Source organism: Paraburkholderia strydomiana (genome assembly GCF_031456815.1).
In the GTDB taxonomy this organism is placed as follows: Bacteria; Pseudomonadota; Gammaproteobacteria; order Burkholderiales; family Burkholderiaceae; genus Paraburkholderia; species Paraburkholderia caledonica.
In genome coordinates, this window is sequence record NZ_JAVDVL010000022.1 from 1 (window position 1) to 21,071 (window position 21,071).

The window sequence follows — 21,071 nt, forward strand, 5'->3', positions numbered from 1 at the left end:
AATCGCTCGCTCTTGCTACGCGATCCGGATGGGAATCTTGTCAACATATTTTCCCGCTCCAAGCGTTGAGGAAAATCGCGGTCACGGCTGCCGGCGGAGTCGTTGTTCGTTCGTTGTGAGCGGCCGCTTCGGGCAGATGCGGCCGTCTCCAGTGGGTCGAGAAGACTCGTTCGCCTCTCCCAGAAGCCGACGTTCGACTGCACTTCACTGCTAATGTCGGCAACGCGGCGCACTCCGGCCGCACGACGGCCCAACGGTGAGCATCGGCTTCGGCCGAGAAATGGTCCAATCCGTTCGATTGCTCCTGGTCCGTGCAGCCAGTTCGGTCGCTGAATCCGGATCTAAATCATGATGGCGTCGTCGCTACGGCGCGCGAAGAAGTACGCGGGCAGCGATGCGCGCACGCGTGAAGTCGAGTTGCAGCGTGACCAGCGGATACAGGACGCCCATATCGGTTGCGCGCTGGCAGCGGCGATGGCGCGTTGAGGCGAAGACATCAGCTCCCACGCTGCTGCGAACCTGTACACGATATTGCTGGAAAGCAAAGCACAAAAAAGCGTTTGTCATGGCGTTGCCTGGCAGCTTCTAATGATCAGCTTGTTCGCTACGGGTCGAAAGCGCCAGGCGCCAGTGCACGAGCGCGAATGCTCGTGCACTGGAACGAGTCGGCTCGACGCCCGCTAGAAAGCCGCACCGCGAGTCTCCTTCATCAAAGGCAAAGCAATGGCGCTGTGCGCAGTGAGGATCGGCTTCCGATTCGCACCGCAGCGCGCCGTCTCCACATCTGACATGGAAATGGCATGGCCGACCTGACTTCTACCCGCAGCCGCTATGTCGCTGCTCAACCAAGGCGCAGGGGCGTTCTCGGGACGACGCTGTACAGCTGGCTTTCGTGGATGATCCCGGCCGCCTGTGTGCTGCTTTGGGAAGCTGCGGCACGCCTCGGACTGATTGCACCGCAAGTGCTGCCCGCCCCGAGCAGCGTTCTTGAGACAGCGTTCAACCTGGTCCGTAACGGCGACCTCTTCGTTCATCTCGGCGTCTCATTGCTGCGCGCCGCGGGTGGATTCGTCATCGGCGGAACGCTAGGCCTCGCACTCGGCATCCTCGTCGGGTTTTCGCCGCTTGCCCAGGCGCTTCTCGATCGCTCGATCCAGATGGTGCGCGCGATTCCGTTCCTCGCGATGCTGCCGCTTGTGATCGTCTGGTTTGGAGTCGGCGAGATCGCGAAGATTTTCCTGGTCGCGCTGGCGGTGTTCTTCCCGATCTACATCAATACGATGCTCGGTATTCGCCAGCTCGATCCGAAGCTAATGGAGCTGGCACGCGTCGTCGGGCTCGACCGGACGGCAGTCGTGCGGCGAATCATTCTTCCGGGGGCCATGCCGTCGATTCTCACCGGCGTGCGCTATGCGCTCGCGCATGCATGGCTCGCCCTGGTCATCGCCGAAACGCTCGCGACGACGAAAGGTATCGGCTTTCTGGCGATGGATGCCCGTGAATTTCTCAACACAAACGTGATCGTCCTGACGATGATCGTCTACGCGATCATCGGCGTCGTGGCGGACGCGCTCGTGCGCCTGCTGGAAGCCCGCTTCCTCTCGTGGCACGCGAACTACGCGAAAGGAGCAAGCAAGTGAGCCAAATTATCGCCACCGTCCGCGATCATGTCGCCGCAGACCTGGTCAACGTCAGCGCCGGCGCGCACACGCTGGCCGTAGCGGTCCGTGGATTGCACCGGCGCTATGGAAGCCGTGTCGTAATCGATTCACTGGACCTCGACATTCACAAGGGTGAATTCGTCGCGCTGCTTGGCGAGAGCGGCTGCGGCAAAACGACGTTGCTGCGCGCGCTTGCGGGACTCGATCTGCCCGACGCCGGGACGATCCGCGCGCCCGAGCGCCTGTCGGTGGTGTTTCAGGAGCATCGTCTGTTGCCGTGGGCGACGCTGTGGGAAAACGTCGCGCTCGGACACGAAAAGACAATCGGGCGCCGCGGCGCCGCGCTTGCGCTTGCCGAGGTCGGCCTTGCCGGACGCGAAGACGACTGGCCGCGCAATCTCTCAGGCGGTCAGGCTCAGCGCGTGGCGCTCGCACGGGCGCTCGTTCCGGAGCCGGCGCTGCTTCTGCTCGATGAGCCGTTTGCCGCGCTCGACGCGCTGACTCGCATCAAGATGCACGGACTTGTCAAGGAGCTCGTCGCGCTGCACCAGCCCGGCGCGCTGATCGTCACGCACGACGTCGACGAAGCGCTGACCCTCGCCGACCGAATCCTCGTGATGCGCGCCGGCCGCATCGCGGCCTCCTCCCGGCCGAAGGAGCAGGGCGGCACGCTGCGGCGCATTCTGCTGGACGAACTGGGCGTTCCTTCTCACTAACAGATATCGCCATTAATCGAAGGATGCAGAAGCATGACTGATTCATTGTTGAGCCGCCGCCAGGTGTTGCGCGCGGCGGGCGGCCTGCTGGCAGGCGTCGCGGCCGGCGGACTCTTTCCTGCGCACGCAGCCGAGCCGCGCAAGCTGACGCGCAACACCGACACGGTACGCGTGGGCTGGGGATACGGCAGCCTGCCCGACATCGCGAAGCAACGCGGCGTGTTCGAAAAGACGCTCGCGGCCAAGGACATCAAGGTCGAATGGATCGGGCCGTTCCCGAACCATGCGCCGTCCATTCAGGCCGTCGTCGGCGGCAGCGCGGACTTCGGCTTCTGGGGCTCGACGACGCCGGCACTTGCGGCGATGCTGGCCGGCTCGCCGATCGTCTTCAACGCGTTCGACATCTATTCGCCGCGCTCCACTGCGATCATCGTGAAGAAGACCAGCGGCATCAACTCGATTGCGGATCTCGCGGGCCGCAAGGTCGCGGTGAACCGCTCGGGACTTGGTGAATTCCTGCTGATCGCAGCGCTGGAGAAACATCGCGTCGACCGCGACAAGGTGCAATTCGTTTATCTGAATCCGCCCGATGCCGCGCCGGCTTTTGCCCAGGGCAAGATCGACGCGTGGTCGATGTGGTCGCCGGGCGTGGACATCGCGCGCTTTGCGAATGACGCCAAGGACATTTTTTTCGAAGGCCGCGACCTGGACTTTCTGATTGACTACAGTTCGCTGGTCACGCGCCGCAAATTCACCGAAGAAAACTCCGAACTGATTCGCGCGGTAATCGACGCATATCACGTTGAAGGGGCGTGGCAATCGGCCCACTCGGCTGAAGCTGAGCAACTCGTGCAGCGCGAAGGCAAATATCCGGATCAGGTGCGCGACTACCTGGCGAGTCTCAAGCGCGTGAACCAGTTTCACGAGGCGGACGACGCCGCCTTTATCGCGCAGTTTCAGCGCGCCGCCGACTGGCTCGCGGATCGCAAGATCATCAACGCGCGCATCAAGGTCGCCGACTACAGCATCAGAGTTTGAACCCGGGCGCCCGCATGACTCCTACCAATAGCATCAGGGAAGCGAGCCGCGAGCAGGGCGTCTCGCCGTTGACCGTCAGACTCGGCTTCGCAAAGACTCTCGCCGATATTGCAGCGACAGCGGCCGCTCGCGAACGCGAGCATCGCTTACCGCACGATGAGATCGCGGAGTTGAAGGCGCTCGGCTTCGGCGCGCTGCGCCTGTCGCCGGAGCAGGGTGGCCACGGCGTGTCGCTCGATGATCTGTTCGTCGTCGCTCGCGACGTGGCGGCGGCTGATTCGAACATCGCGCATGCGTTCCGCAATCATCTGTGGCAGGTCGAGGCGGCACTGAGGAGGAAGGATCATCCATTTCACGCGCACGTGCTGAGATTCACCGCAGAGAGAAAGACCATTGGCCTGAGTTTCACCGAGAGCGATGTAAAGGCAGCCGGGGCGCGTCCGACGAAGGTTTTGACCCGGCTCGAATGGGACGCTTCTCGCGACGTTTACGTCGGTTCCGGACAAAAGGTGTACGCGACCGGCAATCTCTACAACGACGCCTTCATCGGCTCAGCTGTGGAGAGCCGCGCGGGGCGCACTGTGCAATACGTGCTGGAGCGGGGCGCGGGCGTAAGCAACGACGACGACTGGTATGGATTCGGGCAGCAGCTGACCGGGTCGGGCACGGCCCGCTTTCGAGACGTCACCGTACCCGCGGCGCACCTGTACCCGCTCGATCCTCCGCAAGCGGAGGAGGCCGCGCCGTGGGGTTTCACGTTCCATCAGGTTTATCTGACGAACTGCATTGCGGGCATCGTGCGGCGGGTCGCGCTCGATGCGGTCGATGTGTTGCGTTCGCGGAGCCGCAATTTCTACCACGGCGAAGCTGAGCATCCCGCGGACGAACCCGTGCTTCAGTCTCAACTTGGGCGCATCCGTGCCTATGCGGCAAGTGTGGAAGCTACCGCTGACCACGCAGTCGCTGCGCTTCAACGAGCGTGGGACGCTTACGGTACAAGCGGCGAATACGAAGCCACACTCGCCGCTACGCTTGTGGCGTCGGAAGCCAAAGTCGTCATCGACGACCTCGCTCCGCAAATAGCAAGCTGGCTGATCGATCTTGGATCCGGCTCGGTTGTCTCGCGTTTCGGCGCGCTCGACCGGCACTGGCGCAACATCAAGGTGATTGCTTCGCACAACCCGCGGCTATACAAGGAGCGTCTGCTCGGACAGCATCTGCTGACCGGGCAGTTGCCGCCGACCGGCGCGTTCTTTTAGGCGCCCGCCCGGTCTTCGCTTGCGACTCGCGTGCGAAAACCCGCGCATTCAGCCAAGCAGACGACGCACGCGCGGTATGACTTCCTCGGCGAAAACCGCCATGTCGGCCTCGAAGGGCTGGAACTGCAGCATGAACAGTTCGATGCCGGCACGGTTGAAGTCGACGACGCGTCGAGCGACCGTATCGTAGTCGCCGACGAGGCCCGCAGCCGTGCCGCCGTTCGAACCCACCCGAGGTGAGCGCGCGAACGTCTGGTGCATGACTGCATTCGGATCGATGTTAGCCTTTTGCCGCTCACGGAGCGGCTTGTCGAGATCTGCAAGGGCAAACAGGTGATCGAGGTGGGCTTCGGCGGCGGTCTGCGTCTCCCTTGCGATCACGAAGGCCGACAGGCCGAAGCGCAACGCATCGAGACCGGGAGGCCGCGCACGCGACGAGACATCCGCGATAAGACCCGCCACGTCGTCGTGCGGTTGCCCGTTGATGAACCACACGTCGCCATGGGCCGCGACGAGCGAGCGCGCCGGCTCGGACTCGCCGCCGACATAGATGCGCGGCCGCGTGCGGAACGGATCGGCTGGACGCAACTGATAGTCGTCGATGCGAAAGTTGTCTCCCCGATGGGTGACCGCTTCGCCGCGCAACAATGCGTCCACGACCGAGATCCATTCGCGGCCGTATGCATATCGCTCGTCGTGCTCTGCGAAGCCGATGCCGGCCCGTTCGAGCTCCGGACGATTCCACGCGTTGACGAGGTTGATCGCGAAACGTCCGCCGCTGATGTGTTCAATCTGCTGCGCCATCTTCGCGAGCACGACCGGATGGTACAGATACGGCTTGATCGCGGCGATGATCTCGATGCGCGAACTCAGCGCTGCCAGTGCGGCCGACGCAGTCCACGCCTCGAGTTGATCGAGCGAAGGGTCATGCGGGTTGACGGTGTGCTGCGCGACGAGCACAGAGTCGTACCCGAGCCGCTCAGCTTCGAGCACGAGGGCCTTGTTTCGCGCCCACGAGGCGTCGTAGGGTTCCGCGGGATCCTGTAGCGCGGCACGGCTTCCATGTACGAGCGCCCAAATGCCGAAGCGGGGAGGGTTAGACATCGCCTGTAACTCCAGAGGCAGAGTGAGAAGCTCTCCATGCTACCGCGCGCCCGCGTAGGGCTTTCGAAGTTATGGCGATATGCAATCGCGGCATCGGTATTTAGCGGACGAGACGCAGACGAATTCGAACGTTCGGCATGACGCATACCCGGGACGGTTTTAGTTGCTCTGCGGGCTCTCGAACTGCTCAAGACCGTCTGCCTACGCGAACCGGCTCCTGTATCGGCTCACCTGTTGCTGCGGACGCGGATCCGTCGGAAGCACATCATCCTCCTTCCTGGATTATTTGCGCTGGACGGTATCGTCAGGCAGTTCGAGGCAGTGACACAATTCCTGGCGCAAAGGGGACAGTTTTCGTTCGTGCTGACCCGTTGAACTCCCTGGATTGGGATTCCGGCGTTGGGGGAGTATGTCTTTATTGTCAGTCGCGCACGGTACCGCCTGAGCCCCTATGTTTGCTGCACCTCGAGAGCTGGTTCTTCGAGGGTCGATTGCGGGGCGGCGAGCAGACGTGTCGCGCCGAGTTGCAGCGCCGAGCAGAGCAGCAGATAAACAAACCCGACGAACAGAAAGATCTGCACGGGATACACCATCAGCCGGTTATTGACCTGGTTCGCGAGAAACGTGAACTCGGGCACGCCGACGATATAAGCGAGCGACGTGTCCTTGACGAGCGACACCCATTGGTTCACGAACGAAGGCGTCATGATCCGGATCGCCTGCGGCAACAGCACGAAACGCAGCGCCTGCCAGCGCGTCATGCCGAGCGACAGCGCCGCCTGTCCCTGTCCCGCGCCCACGGCGCTGATGCCTGCATGGACCGAATGCGACAGATACGCGCCGCCGATCAAAGCCAGCGCGCAGACGACTGCCGCGAGTCCGGGCACGTTGACGTGCAGCAGCATCGGCATCAGGAAGAACGTCCAGAAGATCAGCATCAGCACTGGGATTGCCCTGAAAAAGCCGACGATCCCGACAAGCAGCAGATGCGCCGCGCCGCGCGTCATCGACAACGCAATGCCGCAAGCCAGTCCCAGTAGCGCCGACAGCAAGGCGGAGATCACCGACATCGCGAGCGTCAGTGCAGCGCCGCCGAGCGGGCCATCGGGAAACGTGCCGAGCAGCAGATAGCGCAGCGTCTGCAACCAGTCGGTCAAGCTCATGCACGCCCTCGCTGCAAGATGTGCGACGCGCGATGTTTCCACAGCAGCAAGGCGACCTCGATTGCGGCGATCGTCGCGATGTAGAGCACCGTTGCCGCGCCGAAAGCCTGAAACGTCTTGAAGGTCTCGGTATCGACCTGTCGCGACGCGTACGACAGTTCCGCGAGACCGATTGCCATCGTCAGCGACGAATTCTTAACGATATTCATGTACTGGCCGGCAAGCGGCGGCGTCGCGATCCGCACGGCCTGCGGCCAAATCACATGGCGGAATGCTGCAAACGGCGTTAGTCCGAGCGCGGCGGCCGCCTGATATTGCGAGTGTTTTACACCACGCATGCCTGCGCGAAACTCTTCGCCTATGAAAGTCGTCGCATAGCACGTCAGGCCAATCCAGCCTGCGACGAATTCGAAAGGCGGCCAGGACAAGGCGATCGGACCGAGCACGACGACGTGCGGCGCGTTGAGCCATTCCATCACGCCTTGCGGCAGCAGCGTCGCCGCGCCGAAGTACCAGAACAGCAACTGCACGAGCAGCGGCGAATTACGGAACGCCAGCACGTACAGCGCGGCCGCTCGTGTAACGGCGCGATGCTGCGCGTTACGCGCGATCGCCAGCAGAAACCCCAACACGGTCGCCGCGACGATCACGCACACCGACAGGCATAAAGTCATCAAAAAGCCGTGCGCTATCCACGCGACGTACTTCGGTCCCAGCCAGTTACTCATCGGCAATCAGCTCTTTTGCGGATCGCCGATCCTGAACAGGCGCGGAAGGGGCGCGCGGCTCGACGGACCGAACCACTGATCGTAGATCTTTGCGGCCGTGCCGTTCGCTTCGAGCCCCTTGAGCGTGTCGTCGACGACATTTAACAGGCGCGTTTCACCCTTCGGCACGCCGACGCCTTCATAGTCGTTCGAGATCGTGAACGGCGGAATTTCGTAATTCGCCTTGTCGGGCACATTGGCCAGCAGCGCAACGAGTTTCGGTCCATCCTGCGTGATCGCCTGCACGTTGCCGGCGCGGAGCGCGGCGAACGCGAACGGCGTGTCGTCGTAGGCGACGATGGTCGCGCCCGGAAATTGAGCACGCACCTGCTGCTCGTTGGTGGTGCCTTTGTCCGCGCCGATACGCAGGCTGTTCAGCTGTTGTGGCGACTTGAGCACGCCTTTCTTTGCGATGAACTGCGTGCCCGAAGCAAAGTACGGCGTGCTGAAATCGACTTCTTTCTTGCGCTCGTCGGTGATCGTGAAATTCGCGAACACGAGATCGACCTTGCCGGATTTCAGGAACGCAATGCGGTTCGCCGGATTGGTCGGTTGAATCTCCAGTTTCACGCCAAGTTTGTTCGCGACCGCGCGCGCGTAGTCGACGTCGAGCCCGACGATCTGATTGCTCTTCGGATCGACGAAGCCGAACGGCGGATTGCTGTCGAAGGTCGCGACGCGCAGCACGCCCGCTTTTCTGATGTCATCGAGACGATCGGCGTGTGCCGCGCTGGACATGGCGAGCATCAACCCCATGACGACTGCGCCCGTAAACCGGATTTTCATTGTTGACCTTGTTTATCTGTATATGCGGCGCGTGCGCCGGTGAGCTGCGACTTTAGCAACGCGGCTTCTTGCGGCGAACCAATAAATCGTCAGGAGCAAAACGTGGCGCGTCATAAACAGTAGGCCCGATCAGGTGCCCGTTGATCCCGACGACGTATTGCCGATCTGGCAACTCGGCGACCGTCACGGTCTGTCGGGCCCGACCTCCTGACTGATACAGGCGGCGATCGATCAGGGTATCGCTGAAGCGGCCATCGCCGATGCCATCCAGTTCGTGCGCAAGCGTGCGACCATACGGCGCAACTACACCACAGTCGCGCTGACGCCTGGCATCGTGAAAGAGCAGCAGGACATCGTCGATACCTTCCACACGCTGGGACTGGTCAAGCAACGGGTCGACGTAGCGAACTTCGCGCATCCGAAAGTGCTCGTATAAAGCCCCGCTACGCGCTGAGCGCGGCGCGGCTCGCATTGCCGCGAATCAGGCTGTTCGGCGGCGCATGAATGCGGCTGCACAGCACGTTCCGGTGATGCCGCTCCAATACGGTCAGCGGCGTGCGCAACGTGGATCCGCTGTTGATCCGCTCGGCTCGCTCGAGGGGGGCGCCTATTCGATCCCCGTGCTGGTTGCAGCCGAAATGGCGGCTGCCCGGCTGTGCGTTTTCGTTCCGCGCTGGGCACACCCAGCACCCAGCGCATTGCCTCTCAGCCCATCAGAAGTCGAAGCCCGGACCGCCTGCGCCGGGACCGCCGGGCGCAGCGGCGGGCGCGGCGTCTTTGGGTGCTTCGTGCACGGTCGCGTCGGTCGTGAGCAGCAGGCTCGCGACGGATGCCGCGTTTTGCAGCGCGGTGCGCGTCACCTTGGTCGGATCGACCACGCCCGTCTCGACGAGATCGCCGTATTGCCCCGTCGCCGCGTTATAGCCGAAGTTGCCTGAGCCTTCCGCGACCTTCGCGACAATCACGCTGGCTTCCTCGCCCGCATTCGCAACGATCTGGCGCAGGGGCTCTTCGAGCGCGCGGCGCACGATGTTGATGCCCGCGTTCTGGTCCGCATTCGCGCCTTCCAGACCCTCAATCGCCTGCTTCACGCGGATCAGTGCAACGCCGCCGCCCGGCACGATGCCTTCTTCGACGGCTGCGCGCGTCGCATGCAGCGCATCGTCGACACGGTCCTTCTTCTCCTTCACTTCGATTTCCGTCGCACCGCCGACCTTGATGACGGCCACGCCGCCCGCCAGCTTCGCGACACGCTCCTGAAGCTTCTCGCGATCATAGTCGGAGCTTGCTTCCGCAATCTGGGCGCGAATCTGTTTGACGCGCGCTTCGATATTGGCCTTCTCGCCGGCGCCGTCGATAACCGTCGTGTTTTCCTTACCGACTTCGATGCGCTTGGCCTGACCCAGTTCGGCGAGCGTCGCCTTTTCGAGCGTCAGGCCGGTTTCTTCTGCGACCACCTGACCGCCCGTCAGGATCGCGATATCTTCGAGCAGCGCCTTGCGGCGGTCGCCGAAACCCGGCGCCTTGACGGCCACGGTCTTCAGGATGCCGCGAATGTTGTTGACGACGAGCGTAGCAAGCGCTTCGCCTTCGACGTCTTCGGCGATAATCAGCAGCGGCCGCCCCGACTTCGCGACCTGTTCGAGCACGGGAAGCAGATCGCGGATGTTCGAGACTTTCTTGTCATGCAGCAGCACGTACGGCTCTTCCAGCACGGCAAGTTGCCGGTCCTGGTTATTGATGAAGTAAGGCGACAGATACCCACGATCGAATTGCAAGCCTTCGACGACGTCGAGTTCGTCGGCGAGCGACTTGCCGTCTTCGACCGTGATCACGCCTTCCTTGCCGACGCGGTCGATCGCTTCGGCGATCCGTTGCCCGATCGATTCCTCGCCATTGGCCGAGATGGTCGCGACCTGCGCGATCTCCTTGCTGGTCGTCGTGGGCTTGCTGATCTTTTTCAGCTCCTCGACACCCACGCGCACGGCCTGGTCGATACCGCGTTTGAGGTCCAGCGGATTGAGGCCCGCCGCGACATATTTCTGCCCTTCGCGGACGATCGCCTGGGCGAGCACCGTAGCCGTCGTCGTACCGTCACCGGCGGCGTCGCTCGTTTTCGACGCGACTTCCTTGACGAGTTGCGCGCCGATGTTTTGCAGGCGGTCCGCGAGTTCGATTTCCTTCGCGACCGAGACGCCGTCCTTGGTGACGATCGGGCTGCCGAAACTGCGCTCGAGCACGACGTTGCGGCCTTTCGGACCGAGCGTGACTTTCACCGCATTGGCAAGCAGGTTGACACCTTCAACCAGTTTGGACCGCGCATTGTCGCTGAACGCGACTTCTTTGGCTGCCATGTTTATCTTCTCCTCAGGATTGAACGACCGCGACGATATCTTCTTCGCGCAGCACCAGCAGTTCGGTGCCTTCGACCTTGACCGCCTGACCCGCGTATTTGCCGAACAGTACGCGCTCGCCGACTTTCAGGTCCGGCTCGATGCGCTTGCCGTCGCCGCCGCGGCGGCCCGGACCGACAGCGAGGATTTCGCCCTGATCCGGCTTCTCGGCCGCGCTGTCGGGAATCACAATGCCCGACGCGGTGGTGGTTCCCTGATCGAGACGCTTCACGATCACGCGATCATGTAACGGACGTAGACTCATTGGTTATTTCCTTCTGCTCGATAACTGTTTGGTTTTGCAAGCGGGTTTCGCATTGGCACTCCAACATCGCGAGTGCTGATGGAAAGCCGAGTATAGAAACGGCGAACCCACGGCTCCAATAACCGATTGGCAGAACGTTCGGCAATGACGGGAGATTAGCAATGCACGCGCAGTCCTAAGCGTCTTGCTCGCGACGGAGAAGCGCCTCAGAACACGAACTGGCCTTCGGCGGCGAACGAGGATAACGGCTGACGCGGGCTCGGCGTCTCGCGCTTTTGCAACGCTTCGGGCAACGACGCCTTGTCGCCCGCACGGCCGATCGCGACGGCCGCTTCGATCGCATAGTCTTCGGGAATCGCAAGTTCAGCGCGGATGTGATCGCGCTCGATGCCCGCAAGGCCGTGCGCTTTCCATCCAGACAGGCTCGCCTGCAACGCCAGATAGCCCCATGCGGCGCCCGTATCGAACGAATGCGACGCAAGCGCGACTGCATCCGTCGCGCCGGGCGGCGCGAACGTGCGCTTCGACAGCACGATCAGAATGGCGGCTGCATGTTGCGCCCAGCCGCGGTTGAACTCGTTGAGAAAGCCGAGAAAGCGCGTCCAGTGTTCGGTACCGCGCCGCGCGTAGACAAAGCGCCACGGCTGCGAATTGTAGGAGGAGGGTGCCCAGCGCGCCGCCTCCAGAAAGGTCTGCAAGGCGGATTCAGGAATCGTGTCCTGTGTGAACGCACGCGGCGACCAGCGTTCGAGAAACTGGCGGTCGATCGGGTGTTCGGCGGTGCGCGTATTCGATGTCGTCATGATCGGTCGATAGAGTGAGGGCAGTGAAGGAATCGCTCGGACGGATCAGGTTTTCCAGCGCGCATCCCCGACGGTCAGCTTGCCGGGAATCAGCTTCAGCGCGCTGAACGTGTCGGCGATCTGCTGCTGATAAGCCAGCGTGGCGTCGGTGATGGGTTGCACGCCATAGCCGGCGCGCTTGAGCGCAACGTCGAGCGTGGCCGGGTCGAGGCCGACGAGGGGTGACAGAAGGCTTGCTACTTCGGGGACGTTGTTGCGAGCCCAGCCGTCGACGCTATTGATCTCGTCGAGCAGCGCATGCAGCGTTTGCGGCTGCGCAGACGCAAACTTGCGCGCGGCGACGTAATACTGCGTATTGCGCACGAGGCCGTCTCCGTTGACGAGCGTGCGCGCATTGGCCTGGCGTTCGATCGCCGCGAGATACGGGTCCCAGATCACCCACGCGTCGACGCTGCCCTGCACGAATGCGGCACGGCCATCGGCGGGTGTCAGATAGACAGGCTCAATGTCCGTATACGTGAGTCCAGCCTGCTGGAGCGCTTTCACGAGCAGGTAATGGACATTCGAGCCCTTGTTCAGCGCGACCTTCTTGCCGCGCAGCTGCGCGACCGAACGGATCGGCGAGGCCTTGGGGACCACGATGGCTTCGCCGTGCGGCGCGGGCGGTTCGTTGCCGATGTAAACGAAATCGACCCCGCCTGCCTGCGCGAAGATCGGCGGCGTCTCGCCGACCGTGCCGACGTCGACCGCGCCCGCGTTCAGGCCTTCGAGCAACTGCGGCCCCGCAGGGAATTCGAGCCATTGCACGGTCACGCCCTGGCTCGCCAGTTTTTTCTCCAGCGTGCCGCGCGCTTTCAGCACGACAAAATTGCCGTATTTCTGGAAACCGATGCGCAGCTTCTTTTCGGTGCCCTGCGCGTGTGCGATGGTACTGCCGAACGGTGCGAGCACGCCGCCCAGCGCCGCGCCTGCAATGCCCGCCGCTGCGCCTTGCAGCAGCCGGCGACGTGCCGCATCGGGCGGCGATACGAAGATCGAGTGTCTGTTCTTGCTCATCGGTATGGGAGGGTTACGTGATGTTGTCGTCCACGACGTTAAGTCGCCGCACTGGCAAAACCAACCATCGTTTGCGCATATCGTAAGCACGGCACGGACGAAAGCGCCGCCTCGCGCCTTGCCGCACGGACAACGTCCGATCCCGCGCTTTGCATATATTCAATCGTCGTTTGGAAGACGATGGAGGCGTCGCTAGCATGCAGGAACTTTTGACTCCTGTTCGACAGCCATCATGTCCACCGTCGCTATTCCATCGACTCCGCCAGACGCACCCGCGCAGCCTGAGCTTGCCCGTCCCGCCGTGATCCGCTCCGCGCAGGACGTCGCGCGCATCGTCAATGCGGGTGCGGCGAAGGGCAGCAACGCGCGCATCGTGATCGCGATCGCGCTCGGCGGCGTCTTTCTCGATGCCTATGATCTGACCTCGCTCGCGTATGGCATCAAGGACATTGCGAAGCAGTTCGCGCTGACACCCGTGCAGGTGGGGTTTGTCTCGTCCGCCATCACCTTCGGCGCGATTCTCGGCGCGCTGTTCGGCGGCTATCTGACGGACCGCATCGGGCGCTATCGCGTGTTCATGGCGGACATGCTGTTCTTCGTGGTCGCGGCGATCGCCGCCGGTCTCGCACCCAACGCGTGGGTGCTCGCTGGCGCGCGCTTTCTGATGGGCTTCGGCGTGGGGCTCGATCTGCCCGTCGCCATGGCGTTTCTGGCGGAGTTCTCGCGTGTCGCGGGCCGGGGCAACAAGGCGGCCAGCGTGGCCGCGTGGTGCCCCGCCTGGTATGCGGCGACCAGTACCTGCTACCTGCTGATACTGGCTCTCTACGCGATCCTGCCGCAGGAGCATCTCGGCTGGCTGTGGCGTCTGACGCTGGCATTCGGCGCCGTGCCCGCGATCGCGATCATTCTGGTGCGCAGCCGCTACATCAGCGAGTCGCCCGTATGGGCGGCGAATCAGGGCGACCTCGAAGGCGCGGCGCGCATCCTGAAGCGTTCCTATGGGGTCGATGCCGTCGTCGAGCAAGGCGCTGCGCTCGCCGGGCATCCGCGCCGCGCTTCGTGGCGCAATTACGGCGTGCTGTTCAACGCGACCTATCGCAGGCGCACGATACTTGCCGCCGTGATCGGCAGCGCGTCGTCGTTCGGCTATAACGCGATCATCTTCGGTCTGCCCGTCATCATCACGAGCTTCTTTGCGCAAGGCCCGCTTACGACGATCGTTGCGTCGCTCACGCTGAACCTGCTGTTCGCGTTCGTCGGCGGCCTGATCGGCGTGCGCACCGCCCCGACGGTCGGCGCGTGGAGGATGACCGTTCTCGGGCACTCACTGCAGTTCGTATCGCTGATTGGACTCGCGTTGATCGGACGGCCGAGCGGCGGCGCGCTGGTGGTCGTGGCGATCCTGCTGCTGGGCGGCTATCTGTTCGGGCAGGGCTTCGGACCGGGTTCGCATTCGATGACTTACGCGTCGCTCAGCTATCCGACGTCGCTGCGCGGGATTGGGGTCGGCTTCAATCAGACGTTGGTGCGCTCGGCGTCGACGATCTCGCTGTTCCTGTTTCCGGTGCTGGCAGGCGCACTCGGCACGAAGGTGTTCTGGGTGATTGCGATTGCGCCGCTGACGTCGCTGCTGGTGCTGCTGGCGATCCGCTGGGAGCCTTCGGGTTACGACATCGACGGTGAAGACTATCAGGGCTCGCAAGCCCCGGCTCGCTGAAACCCGCACGCGCCGCGCTGCAAAGCATTGCACAAATGCTTGTTTGTGGAGGCGCTTTCCGCTGTCTAGATTCAATGAATCTCACGAGCAGGAGGGCGCACCATGTCGATGAATCCCGCCACCTTTTACCGCTGGGCGGTGTTCCGGCCGTTCGCGGCGTTCAGGCAACGCGCGGAGGGCGGATGGGAGCGCGCGCCCGCGGCGGGCGCGGACTCGCACGCCGCGCCGTGCCGCGACCCGGAGCGACTCGAACGGATTGCGGTCTACGCGCGGGCGGGATATTTCAACATGGGATACACGCTCGACATGTTTCATGTGATCGGAGAAATCGCGCCCGAATAAGGCCCGTTTCGAATCTCTATCGTGGAGCACAGGCAATGAGCGATATCGTTATCGAACAGCCGGCCGTCGTCGAGGCCGAACTGGACTATCTGGTCGCCAACGGTGAAAAACCGGCGACCTATGCGTACGAGCCGCCCGAGGGCGTGCCGCTGCGCAGCGGCAACTATCAGACGCAGCGCGTGAAAATCAGTAATGCGCGCGTGTCGCCGCCGCCGGGCGGCTTGTCGCTCGATCGCAATGGCTTCGAGCTGCATCAGCATACAAGCGCGCTGACCGACTTTTCCGATCCGGCTGCGATCGAACGCATCTACTATCCCGAGTCCGAAGCGCTGCTCAGGCGGGTAACGGGCGCGAAACGGGCCGTGATCTTCGACCACACGCTGCGCGATGGCCGTGCCGTGCGCGCCGACCACGTGCGCGAGCCCGTCAAGTTCATTCACAACGATCAGACCTTCGTGTCGGGCCCGCGCCGCGTGCGCGATCATCTGCCGCCGCATGAAGCGGAGGAACTCCTGAAGGGCCGCGTCGCGATCGTCAATCTGTGGCGGCCCATCGGCTGGACCGTCGAATCCTCGTCGCTCGCCTTGTGCGACTCGCGCAGCATCGCGCTCAACGATGTCGTGCCGTCGGACCTCATCTATCGCGACAGGATCGGCGAGACCTACGCGTTCGTTTTCAATCGGCAGCATCGCTGGTACTACTTCCCGCTGATGTCGCCGGACGAGGTGCTGCTGCTGAAGATCTACGATTCGGCCGGCGACGGCGTCGCGCGGCTGACAGCGCATACCGCGTTCGACGATCCTTCTTCGCCGCCCGATGCGCGGCCGCGCCGCAGCATCGAGCTGCGCACGCTACTGTTCTTCTAAGCCTCTACGCGTGAGGGAAAGACGGGTTCGCCGAGCGTCAGCATCAGCCGGTTGGCCCACGCGAAAATCGCGATCGCGTGGCTGAGATCGAGTATCTCGGCGCGCGAGAGTCCGGCTTGCGTCAGTGCATCGATCGACGCCGCGCCGACCGCTTGCGGATTCAACGTCAGTTCGATCGCGTAAGCGGCGATCGCGCGCTCGCGCGGCGTCGTGCCTGCCGTGGCGGGATCGGCGAAAACCTGTTTGATCACGTCGTCGCGTTTCGTCAGTTGCTGGAAGCGCTGCGCGTGAACCGACGCGCAATACACGCAGCCATTCACCCGCGACACGACCGTGCTCGCGAGTTCGCGCTCCGCGCGCGACAGGCCGCCTGGTGCATACATGATGCTGTTGAACGCGCCCGAGCGCTGCCGCAGGATTTCCGGCTCGTGTACGAGCAGCAGATAGTAGTCGGAGGTCTTCGCTTGCGGGTGGCTCTCTTCGAGTACGGCTGTCTGTTCCGGCGACGCCGAGCGTAGCGGGACAGTATCGAGCCAGGCGGTCCAGCCGAGCTGTTGCGAGGTGAATCCGTGCGATGTGCTCATGCCGTTGCCTCCAGCGCGCGCAACGCGGCAACAACACGCACCTGATACGAAATGAACGCGACGAGCTGCGACAGCGCAACGATTTCCGCCGTCGATAACTTCGCGTCTTTCAGGCGCAGAAGCGCAGCCTGGTCAGGGTGTGGGTCGAGCAGGGCCAGTGCGCGAGTGTGGGCAAGAATGACGGCAAGCCTTCCACTATCGGCGGCCGTATCGATTTCGAACGCGTCGCTGGTTAGCAACTGGTCGAGCAGCGCGAGCGCCTCGGTATGGTGCGCAGAATGCTGCGCGGCAAGACGCTCGCGGTAAGCCTGCGCTGCCAGCGGCGCCGACGACAGATGCGCGGCGTAACTGGCCGCCGCGAGCCGTTCGTCGAGCGAAAGGCCGGTCGCGCGTGGATCGAACAGTGCGTCGTAACTGCCTTGCGTGAAACCCGTCGCGTCGGCGCGCGCTGCGCGCAGCGCCGAGACCGCACCGTGCGGCGCGAGTCCCGCGAGTTCATCGACGAAGTCCCGCACGGGCGGTGTGCTACCGGCTGCTGTGGACATGCCTGCTCCTCTGTGTCTGTGTGCGTTGCTCATGTTGCGTTGATGACGGGCTGTGTATCCGCATCGGTCCATTCATCACCGAAAAGTTCTGCCTTGTCGAAGGCTTGCAGCGCAGCGTAATGCTGCTCGCGGTCGGCATCGAAAAGCATCGACGCGATCGCGCGGGCAAGCCGCTGCGCGCCGTCGCTGATGGCAGGGATATCGCCTGCGACCTTGCCGTGCGTGAGGCTCGCCGCGTGGTTGAAGCAGTGAATGCGCGCAAGCGCCGGACACGCGCCCGGCACGCGCTCCTGAAACGCGAGCCGCGCATCGAGGTCCGGCGACGAGGCCAGTTCTTCGTTCGCGAGCATCGGTCCCGGCTCGAAGCGGTCGCGCCAGCGGCGCACATGCGGCGCAATCGCTGCGAATTCACTGCGTGTGTCGATCTCTGAATGGAAACCCGTCGCGAAGATCAGATAGTCGAGTTCGTAGCCGCCCTTGGGCGTATCGACCGAAAGCGTGTCGCCGTGCGCGGACGCACGAATCAACGGGCTGCCGAGATGCAGCCGCGCGTGCGCATGGCGCGTGACGCGCAGCAAGCTGTCGCGCGGCGGCGGGGTTTGCGACTGCGCAGAGTAGTGCAGAAAGCGCCATTTCCACTCATCGGGCAAATGCTGGAAACCATGTACGAGTCCCGGACTGCCGATGCCCGTGAGCTTGTTGATGCGCGGCATTTCCTCGCGCCGGATGAACATGTCGACGCGCGCCGCACCGGCTTCGAGCGCGCTCGCCGCATTGTCGAACGCAGACGCGCTGCCGCCGACCACGCCGACGCGGCGTCCGCGCAGCGCGTCGAAATCGATCGAATCAGAAGAGTGGGCGTACCGATGCGCGGGCAGCGTGCGCGCAATGGGCGGTACATAAGGGCCGCCGAGCCCTTCGCGGCCCGTCGCGAGAATGACATGCCGTGCGAGCGCGGCGCGCGGCCCGCCATGTTGCGCGTGCAGATCGAGCGCGATAAGTCCGTCATCGCGCGGCGCGAGATGCGCAAGCCGCGTGTCGTTGACGACGGGCAGCGACAGTACCTTGCGATACCAGCGCAAATAGTCCATCCATTGCGTGCGCGGAATCTTGTTCAGCGCGTCCCATTGCTCGCGGCCGAATTGCGCCTCATACCAGGCGCGGAACGTGAGCGCGGGAAAGCGCAACGCAGGCCCGGTCAACTGCTTGGGCGAGCGCAACGTGTTCATCCGCGCATAGGTGACCCACGGGCCTTCCTGCGCGGCGGCCGCCTGATCGAACAGTTGCAGATTGTCGATGCCGAGCATGCGCAGTTCGGCCGCGGCCGTGAGGCCCGCCATGCCCGCGCCGACGATCGCGACATCGAGCACGCGCGCGCCGTCGGCGAAGCGCGCGGGCACCCATGCGGGCGCGGGCAATTCGAGCCACGCAAGGTCCTCGCGCAGACGCGCTTCGAGCGCATCGAGTCCGGCAATCGCGGTGGAGAAGCTTACGTTGCTCATGCTGCCGCTCCGACGGGTTTGCTGGGCGCGCGGCTGCCGGATTTGCCGGAGAGCAGCGCATCGTGCTGCGCGGGCCGATGACGCGCGGCGCCCGGCAACAGCGCATGAGAGACACGATCGATTGCATCGATCAGCGCATCGACGGCAGGGCTCGGCGGCCTGCCCGATGCTGTCACGACGCCATAGAGAAACGGGATGTGCACATCGAGCGGCCGCACCGCCACGTCGGCAACAGGCGTGCCGAAGGCCGTCGCCGGATCGACGACGGCAACGGCAAGCCCTTCGTGTGCGGCCATCACCGCATTGAGCGATGCATTGCTCTCCAGCACGACGTTTGCTTCGACGCGGGCCGCGGTGAATGCCTGATCGATGCGCCTTCGCAAGCGGTGGCGATTCGCGACGGTCGCGAGGCGCCGCCCGGCAAGATCGCGCAGCCGCACGATGGGCGCGCCGGCAAGCGGATCAGCACGGCTAAGGACGGCGACGCACGGTGCTTCGATCACATAGTGCAGATGCAGCGCCGCATGATCGAGCGGCAGCGTCGCGATGCCGGCATCCGCGGCGCGCGACAGTACCGCCTGAACGACCTGTTCGGCGGATGCGCTGCGCACCTGCGCGTCTTGCCCGACGCCGTCGGCTTCGAGCGTTGCGAGCGCGCGCGCGACGAGCGCCGCCGCGAGCGCGGGCGTGGCCGCGATGCGCAGCGGCGGCGCTTCGTCGCGGCCTATCGCGAGCGCGCTTTCCCGGATGCGATCGAGGCCCAGCAGCATGCGTTCCACTTCTTCGTAGAGCAGAAATGCACGCTGCGTCGGCGTGACGCGCGGACCGTTCCGATTGAAAAGCGGATAGCCGATTTCGTGTTCGAGGTCCTGGATCATCCGCGAAACGCCGGGCTGCGAACGGCCGAGCAGACGCGCGGCGCCCGTGACGCTGCCCGCCGACATCACGGCCGCAAATGCTTCGAGTTGATGCAACTCCATGCGATGTTTCCTTCATGTGTTGCAGGCATTGTAGGGTTCGTTGCATGCGCCGTTCTTATAATAAATTCGGCAAACTAAAGATCGAATTGGCGCGGGAACGCGACCCGGGGCGAGCAGTTGAACGCGCCGCCAGAGGATCGGCTGTGCCGAAAACGCTTGTGGCGCCTGCCTCGACGGGAGTCGATCACCAACGCCCGGTTCATCGTGCACGGCATTACGCGATCAAAGATAAGCATTCCACTGAAAAACAAATAACGATTGGCGCTTATGTTGGTTGGTTCGTCTCCTGGCGACATGGTTACATCGCAACACCACATCTGATTGCATGGAAACCTTATGTCGCTGAAGTCGAATACGTTGCGCAAGCTGATCAGTGCCTGGACCATGGGCGCGGCGAGCGTGCTGCCATTGCTGTTGACGGGTGTTGCCCATGCGGCGAGTGACCCATATTGGGTCGGCGTGACGGGTCCCCTCAGCGGACAGGATGCGCAGTACGGCGAGCAATGGAAGCGCGGCTTCGACCTTGCGCTCGAACAGATCAATGCGAACGGCGGCATCAACGGTCATCCGCTTCAGTACGACTTCGAGGACAGCCGCAGCGATCCGCGCCAGGCGGTCGCGATCGCGCAGAAGTTCGTCGACGACAAGCGCATTCTGATCGAGCTCGGCGACCTGTCGAGCGGCGCATCGATGGCGGCGTCGCCGATCTATCAGCGTGCGGGCCTCGTGCAATTCGGCTTCACCAATTCACACCCCGACTTCACGAAGGGCGGCGATTATATGTGGAGCACGGCAATCAGCCAGGCGGAAGAACAGCCGCTGCTCGCGAACTACGTGACCAAAAGCCTCGGCTTCAAGAAGATCGGCGTGCTTTACCTCAATACCGACTGGGGCCGCACCAGTAAGGACATCTTCGTGAAGGCGGCGCAGGCGAACGGCGCGCAGGTTGTGGCGGCAGAAGGTTATCAGCCGAACGAGAAGGATTTCCGCGCCACGCTGACGCGCGTGAAGAGCGCGGCACCCGATTCGCTCGTGCTGATCTCGTATTACTCCGACGGCGCGCAGATCGTGCGTCAGGCGCGAGCTTCGGGCGTGCATGAACCCATCGCGGCGGTCGGCTCGGTGTATTCGCCGAAGTTTATCGATCTCGGCGGCGACGCGGTGAACGGCGTGTATACCGAATCGAATTTCTTTCCCGGCGATCCGCGCCCGGAAGTGCAGAGCTTCGTGCAGCGCTACAAGGCGAAGTACAACGCCGACCCGGACACGTTCGCTGCACGCGCCTATGACGCGATGATTCTCTCTGCCGAAGTGATCCGTCGGTATGGCCCGACGCGCGGCGGCGTGCACGACGGGCTGGCGAAAATCGACAACGTGCCGAGCGTGATATTCGGCAAGTTCCACTTCGACCCGCAGACGCGCCGCGTCGCGGGCGCGAAGAATCTCGATCTCGTCGTCAAGGACGGCAAGTTCGCGCTGTGGAACGGCGGCAGCGCGCAGCACGCGCAATAACGACTCGGGACT

The 21,071-nt window shown here is 63.4% G+C and carries 21 protein-coding genes and 1 pseudogene; 10 read left to right on the forward strand and 12 right to left on the reverse strand.

Annotated features, from left to right (window positions below; all coding sequences use genetic code 11):
- Positions 1–348: 348 nt before the first annotated feature.
- The 5 genes from J2W46_RS32720 to J2W46_RS32740 all read left to right on the forward strand — a co-directional run bounded on the left by J2W46_RS32720 (position 349) and on the right by J2W46_RS32740 (position 4,674).
- The gene (locus tag J2W46_RS32720; protein WP_310359866.1) at positions 349–486 is read left to right on the forward strand and encodes a hypothetical protein; all 138 of its coding nucleotides are present in this window, start codon (positions 349–351) and stop codon (positions 484–486) included.
- Positions 487–800: 314 nt separating this feature from the next.
- Complete coding sequence (locus tag J2W46_RS32725; RefSeq protein ID WP_310359869.1) at positions 801–1,640, forward strand: ABC transporter permease subunit; 840 nt, start codon at positions 801–803, stop codon at positions 1,638–1,640.
- Between the two features lie 41 nt (positions 1,641–1,681).
- Complete coding sequence (locus tag J2W46_RS32730) at positions 1,682–2,377, forward strand: ABC transporter ATP-binding protein (RefSeq protein ID WP_310359969.1); 696 nt, start codon at positions 1,682–1,684, stop codon at positions 2,375–2,377.
- 33 nt (positions 2,378–2,410) lie between these two features.
- A complete protein-coding gene (locus tag J2W46_RS32735; RefSeq protein ID WP_310359871.1) occupies positions 2,411–3,415 on the forward strand; it encodes an NrtA/SsuA/CpmA family ABC transporter substrate-binding protein in 1,005 nt (334 codons plus the stop codon).
- A 14-nt stretch (positions 3,416–3,429) separates the two neighbouring features.
- On the forward strand, positions 3,430–4,674 hold the full coding sequence (locus J2W46_RS32740) for an acyl-CoA dehydrogenase family protein (RefSeq protein ID WP_310359874.1): 1,245 nt from the start codon (positions 3,430–3,432) through the stop codon (positions 4,672–4,674).
- Between the two features lie 48 nt (positions 4,675–4,722).
- Here J2W46_RS32740 and J2W46_RS32745 read toward each other — a convergent pair whose 3' ends face one another.
- The 4 genes from J2W46_RS32745 to J2W46_RS32760 form a co-directional block, all read right to left on the reverse strand.
- Positions 4,723–5,778: an LLM class flavin-dependent oxidoreductase gene (locus J2W46_RS32745; protein ID WP_310359876.1), complete on the reverse strand. Its 1,056-nt coding sequence runs from the start codon at positions 5,776–5,778 to the stop codon at positions 4,723–4,725.
- A gap of 449 nt (positions 5,779–6,227) precedes the next feature.
- Positions 6,228–6,941, reverse strand: a complete 714-nt coding sequence (locus J2W46_RS32750) for an amino acid ABC transporter permease (protein ID WP_310359879.1) — start codon at positions 6,939–6,941, stop codon at positions 6,228–6,230.
- Positions 6,938–7,669: an amino acid ABC transporter permease gene (locus J2W46_RS32755; RefSeq protein ID WP_310359882.1), complete on the reverse strand. Its 732-nt coding sequence runs from the start codon at positions 7,667–7,669 to the stop codon at positions 6,938–6,940. The genes J2W46_RS32750 and J2W46_RS32755 overlap by 4 nt, the downstream gene beginning before the upstream one ends.
- Before the next feature lie 6 nt (positions 7,670–7,675).
- Entirely contained in the window at positions 7,676–8,494 is an 819-nt protein-coding gene (locus tag J2W46_RS32760) for an ABC transporter substrate-binding protein (protein ID WP_310359884.1), read from the reverse strand.
- Positions 8,495–8,621: 127 nt separating this feature from the next.
- Here J2W46_RS32760 and J2W46_RS34510 point away from each other — a divergent pair.
- A pseudogene (locus tag J2W46_RS34510) lies at positions 8,622–8,783 on the forward strand (SfnB family sulfur acquisition oxidoreductase); the annotation flags it as partial.
- Positions 8,784–9,207: 424 nt separating this feature from the next.
- On the opposite strand, the gene groL reads toward J2W46_RS34510, so the two are convergent.
- From groL to J2W46_RS32785, 4 genes are all read right to left on the reverse strand, one after another.
- Complete coding sequence (groL, locus tag J2W46_RS32770) at positions 9,208–10,848, reverse strand: chaperonin GroEL (protein ID WP_310359888.1); 1,641 nt, start codon at positions 10,846–10,848, stop codon at positions 9,208–9,210.
- Between the two features lie 13 nt (positions 10,849–10,861).
- On the reverse strand, positions 10,862–11,152 hold the full coding sequence (locus J2W46_RS32775) for a co-chaperone GroES (RefSeq protein WP_310359891.1): 291 nt from the start codon (positions 11,150–11,152) through the stop codon (positions 10,862–10,864).
- A 206-nt stretch (positions 11,153–11,358) separates the two neighbouring features.
- Positions 11,359–11,955, reverse strand: coding sequence for a nitroreductase family protein (locus J2W46_RS32780; protein ID WP_310359893.1), 597 nt, complete (start codon positions 11,953–11,955; stop codon positions 11,359–11,361).
- A 45-nt stretch (positions 11,956–12,000) separates the two neighbouring features.
- The gene (locus J2W46_RS32785; RefSeq protein ID WP_310359896.1) at positions 12,001–13,011 is read right to left on the reverse strand and encodes a sulfonate ABC transporter substrate-binding protein; all 1,011 of its coding nucleotides are present in this window, start codon (positions 13,009–13,011) and stop codon (positions 12,001–12,003) included.
- A 232-nt stretch (positions 13,012–13,243) separates the two neighbouring features.
- Here J2W46_RS32785 and J2W46_RS32790 point away from each other — a divergent pair, with 232 nt between their 5' ends.
- From J2W46_RS32790 to J2W46_RS32800, 3 genes are all read left to right on the forward strand, one after another.
- Positions 13,244–14,728, forward strand: a complete 1,485-nt coding sequence (locus tag J2W46_RS32790) for an MFS transporter (protein ID WP_310359898.1) — start codon at positions 13,244–13,246, stop codon at positions 14,726–14,728.
- A 102-nt stretch (positions 14,729–14,830) separates the two neighbouring features.
- Complete coding sequence (locus J2W46_RS32795; RefSeq protein ID WP_310359902.1) at positions 14,831–15,070, forward strand: hypothetical protein; 240 nt, start codon at positions 14,831–14,833, stop codon at positions 15,068–15,070.
- 35 nt (positions 15,071–15,105) lie between these two features.
- A complete protein-coding gene (locus tag J2W46_RS32800; protein ID WP_310359905.1) occupies positions 15,106–15,936 on the forward strand; it encodes a CmcJ/NvfI family oxidoreductase in 831 nt (276 codons plus the stop codon).
- On the opposite strand, the gene J2W46_RS32805 is transcribed toward J2W46_RS32800, so the two are convergent.
- Genes J2W46_RS32805 through J2W46_RS32820 form a run of 4 tightly spaced genes read right to left on the reverse strand, consistent with a single transcriptional unit; the run spans position 15,933 to position 19,547 of the window.
- Entirely contained in the window at positions 15,933–16,520 is a 588-nt protein-coding gene (locus tag J2W46_RS32805; protein WP_310359908.1) for a peroxidase-related enzyme, read from the reverse strand. The genes J2W46_RS32800 and J2W46_RS32805 overlap by 4 nt on opposite strands.
- Entirely contained in the window at positions 16,517–17,065 is a 549-nt protein-coding gene (locus tag J2W46_RS32810) for a CMD domain-containing protein (RefSeq protein ID WP_310359912.1), read from the reverse strand. Before J2W46_RS32810 ends, J2W46_RS32805 begins: the two co-directional genes overlap by 4 nt.
- 29 nt (positions 17,066–17,094) lie before the next feature.
- On the reverse strand, positions 17,095–18,567 hold the full coding sequence (locus tag J2W46_RS32815; protein ID WP_310359913.1) for an NAD(P)/FAD-dependent oxidoreductase: 1,473 nt from the start codon (positions 18,565–18,567) through the stop codon (positions 17,095–17,097).
- Positions 18,564–19,547, reverse strand: coding sequence for a LysR family transcriptional regulator (locus J2W46_RS32820; protein ID WP_310359916.1), 984 nt, complete (start codon positions 19,545–19,547; stop codon positions 18,564–18,566). The genes J2W46_RS32815 and J2W46_RS32820 overlap by 4 nt, the downstream gene beginning before the upstream one ends.
- Before the next feature lie 384 nt (positions 19,548–19,931).
- Here J2W46_RS32820 and J2W46_RS32825 point away from each other — a divergent pair, with 384 nt between their 5' ends.
- The gene (locus tag J2W46_RS32825) at positions 19,932–21,059 is read left to right on the forward strand and encodes an ABC transporter substrate-binding protein (protein WP_310359972.1); all 1,128 of its coding nucleotides are present in this window, start codon (positions 19,932–19,934) and stop codon (positions 21,057–21,059) included.
- Positions 21,060–21,071: the final 12 nt, after the last annotated feature.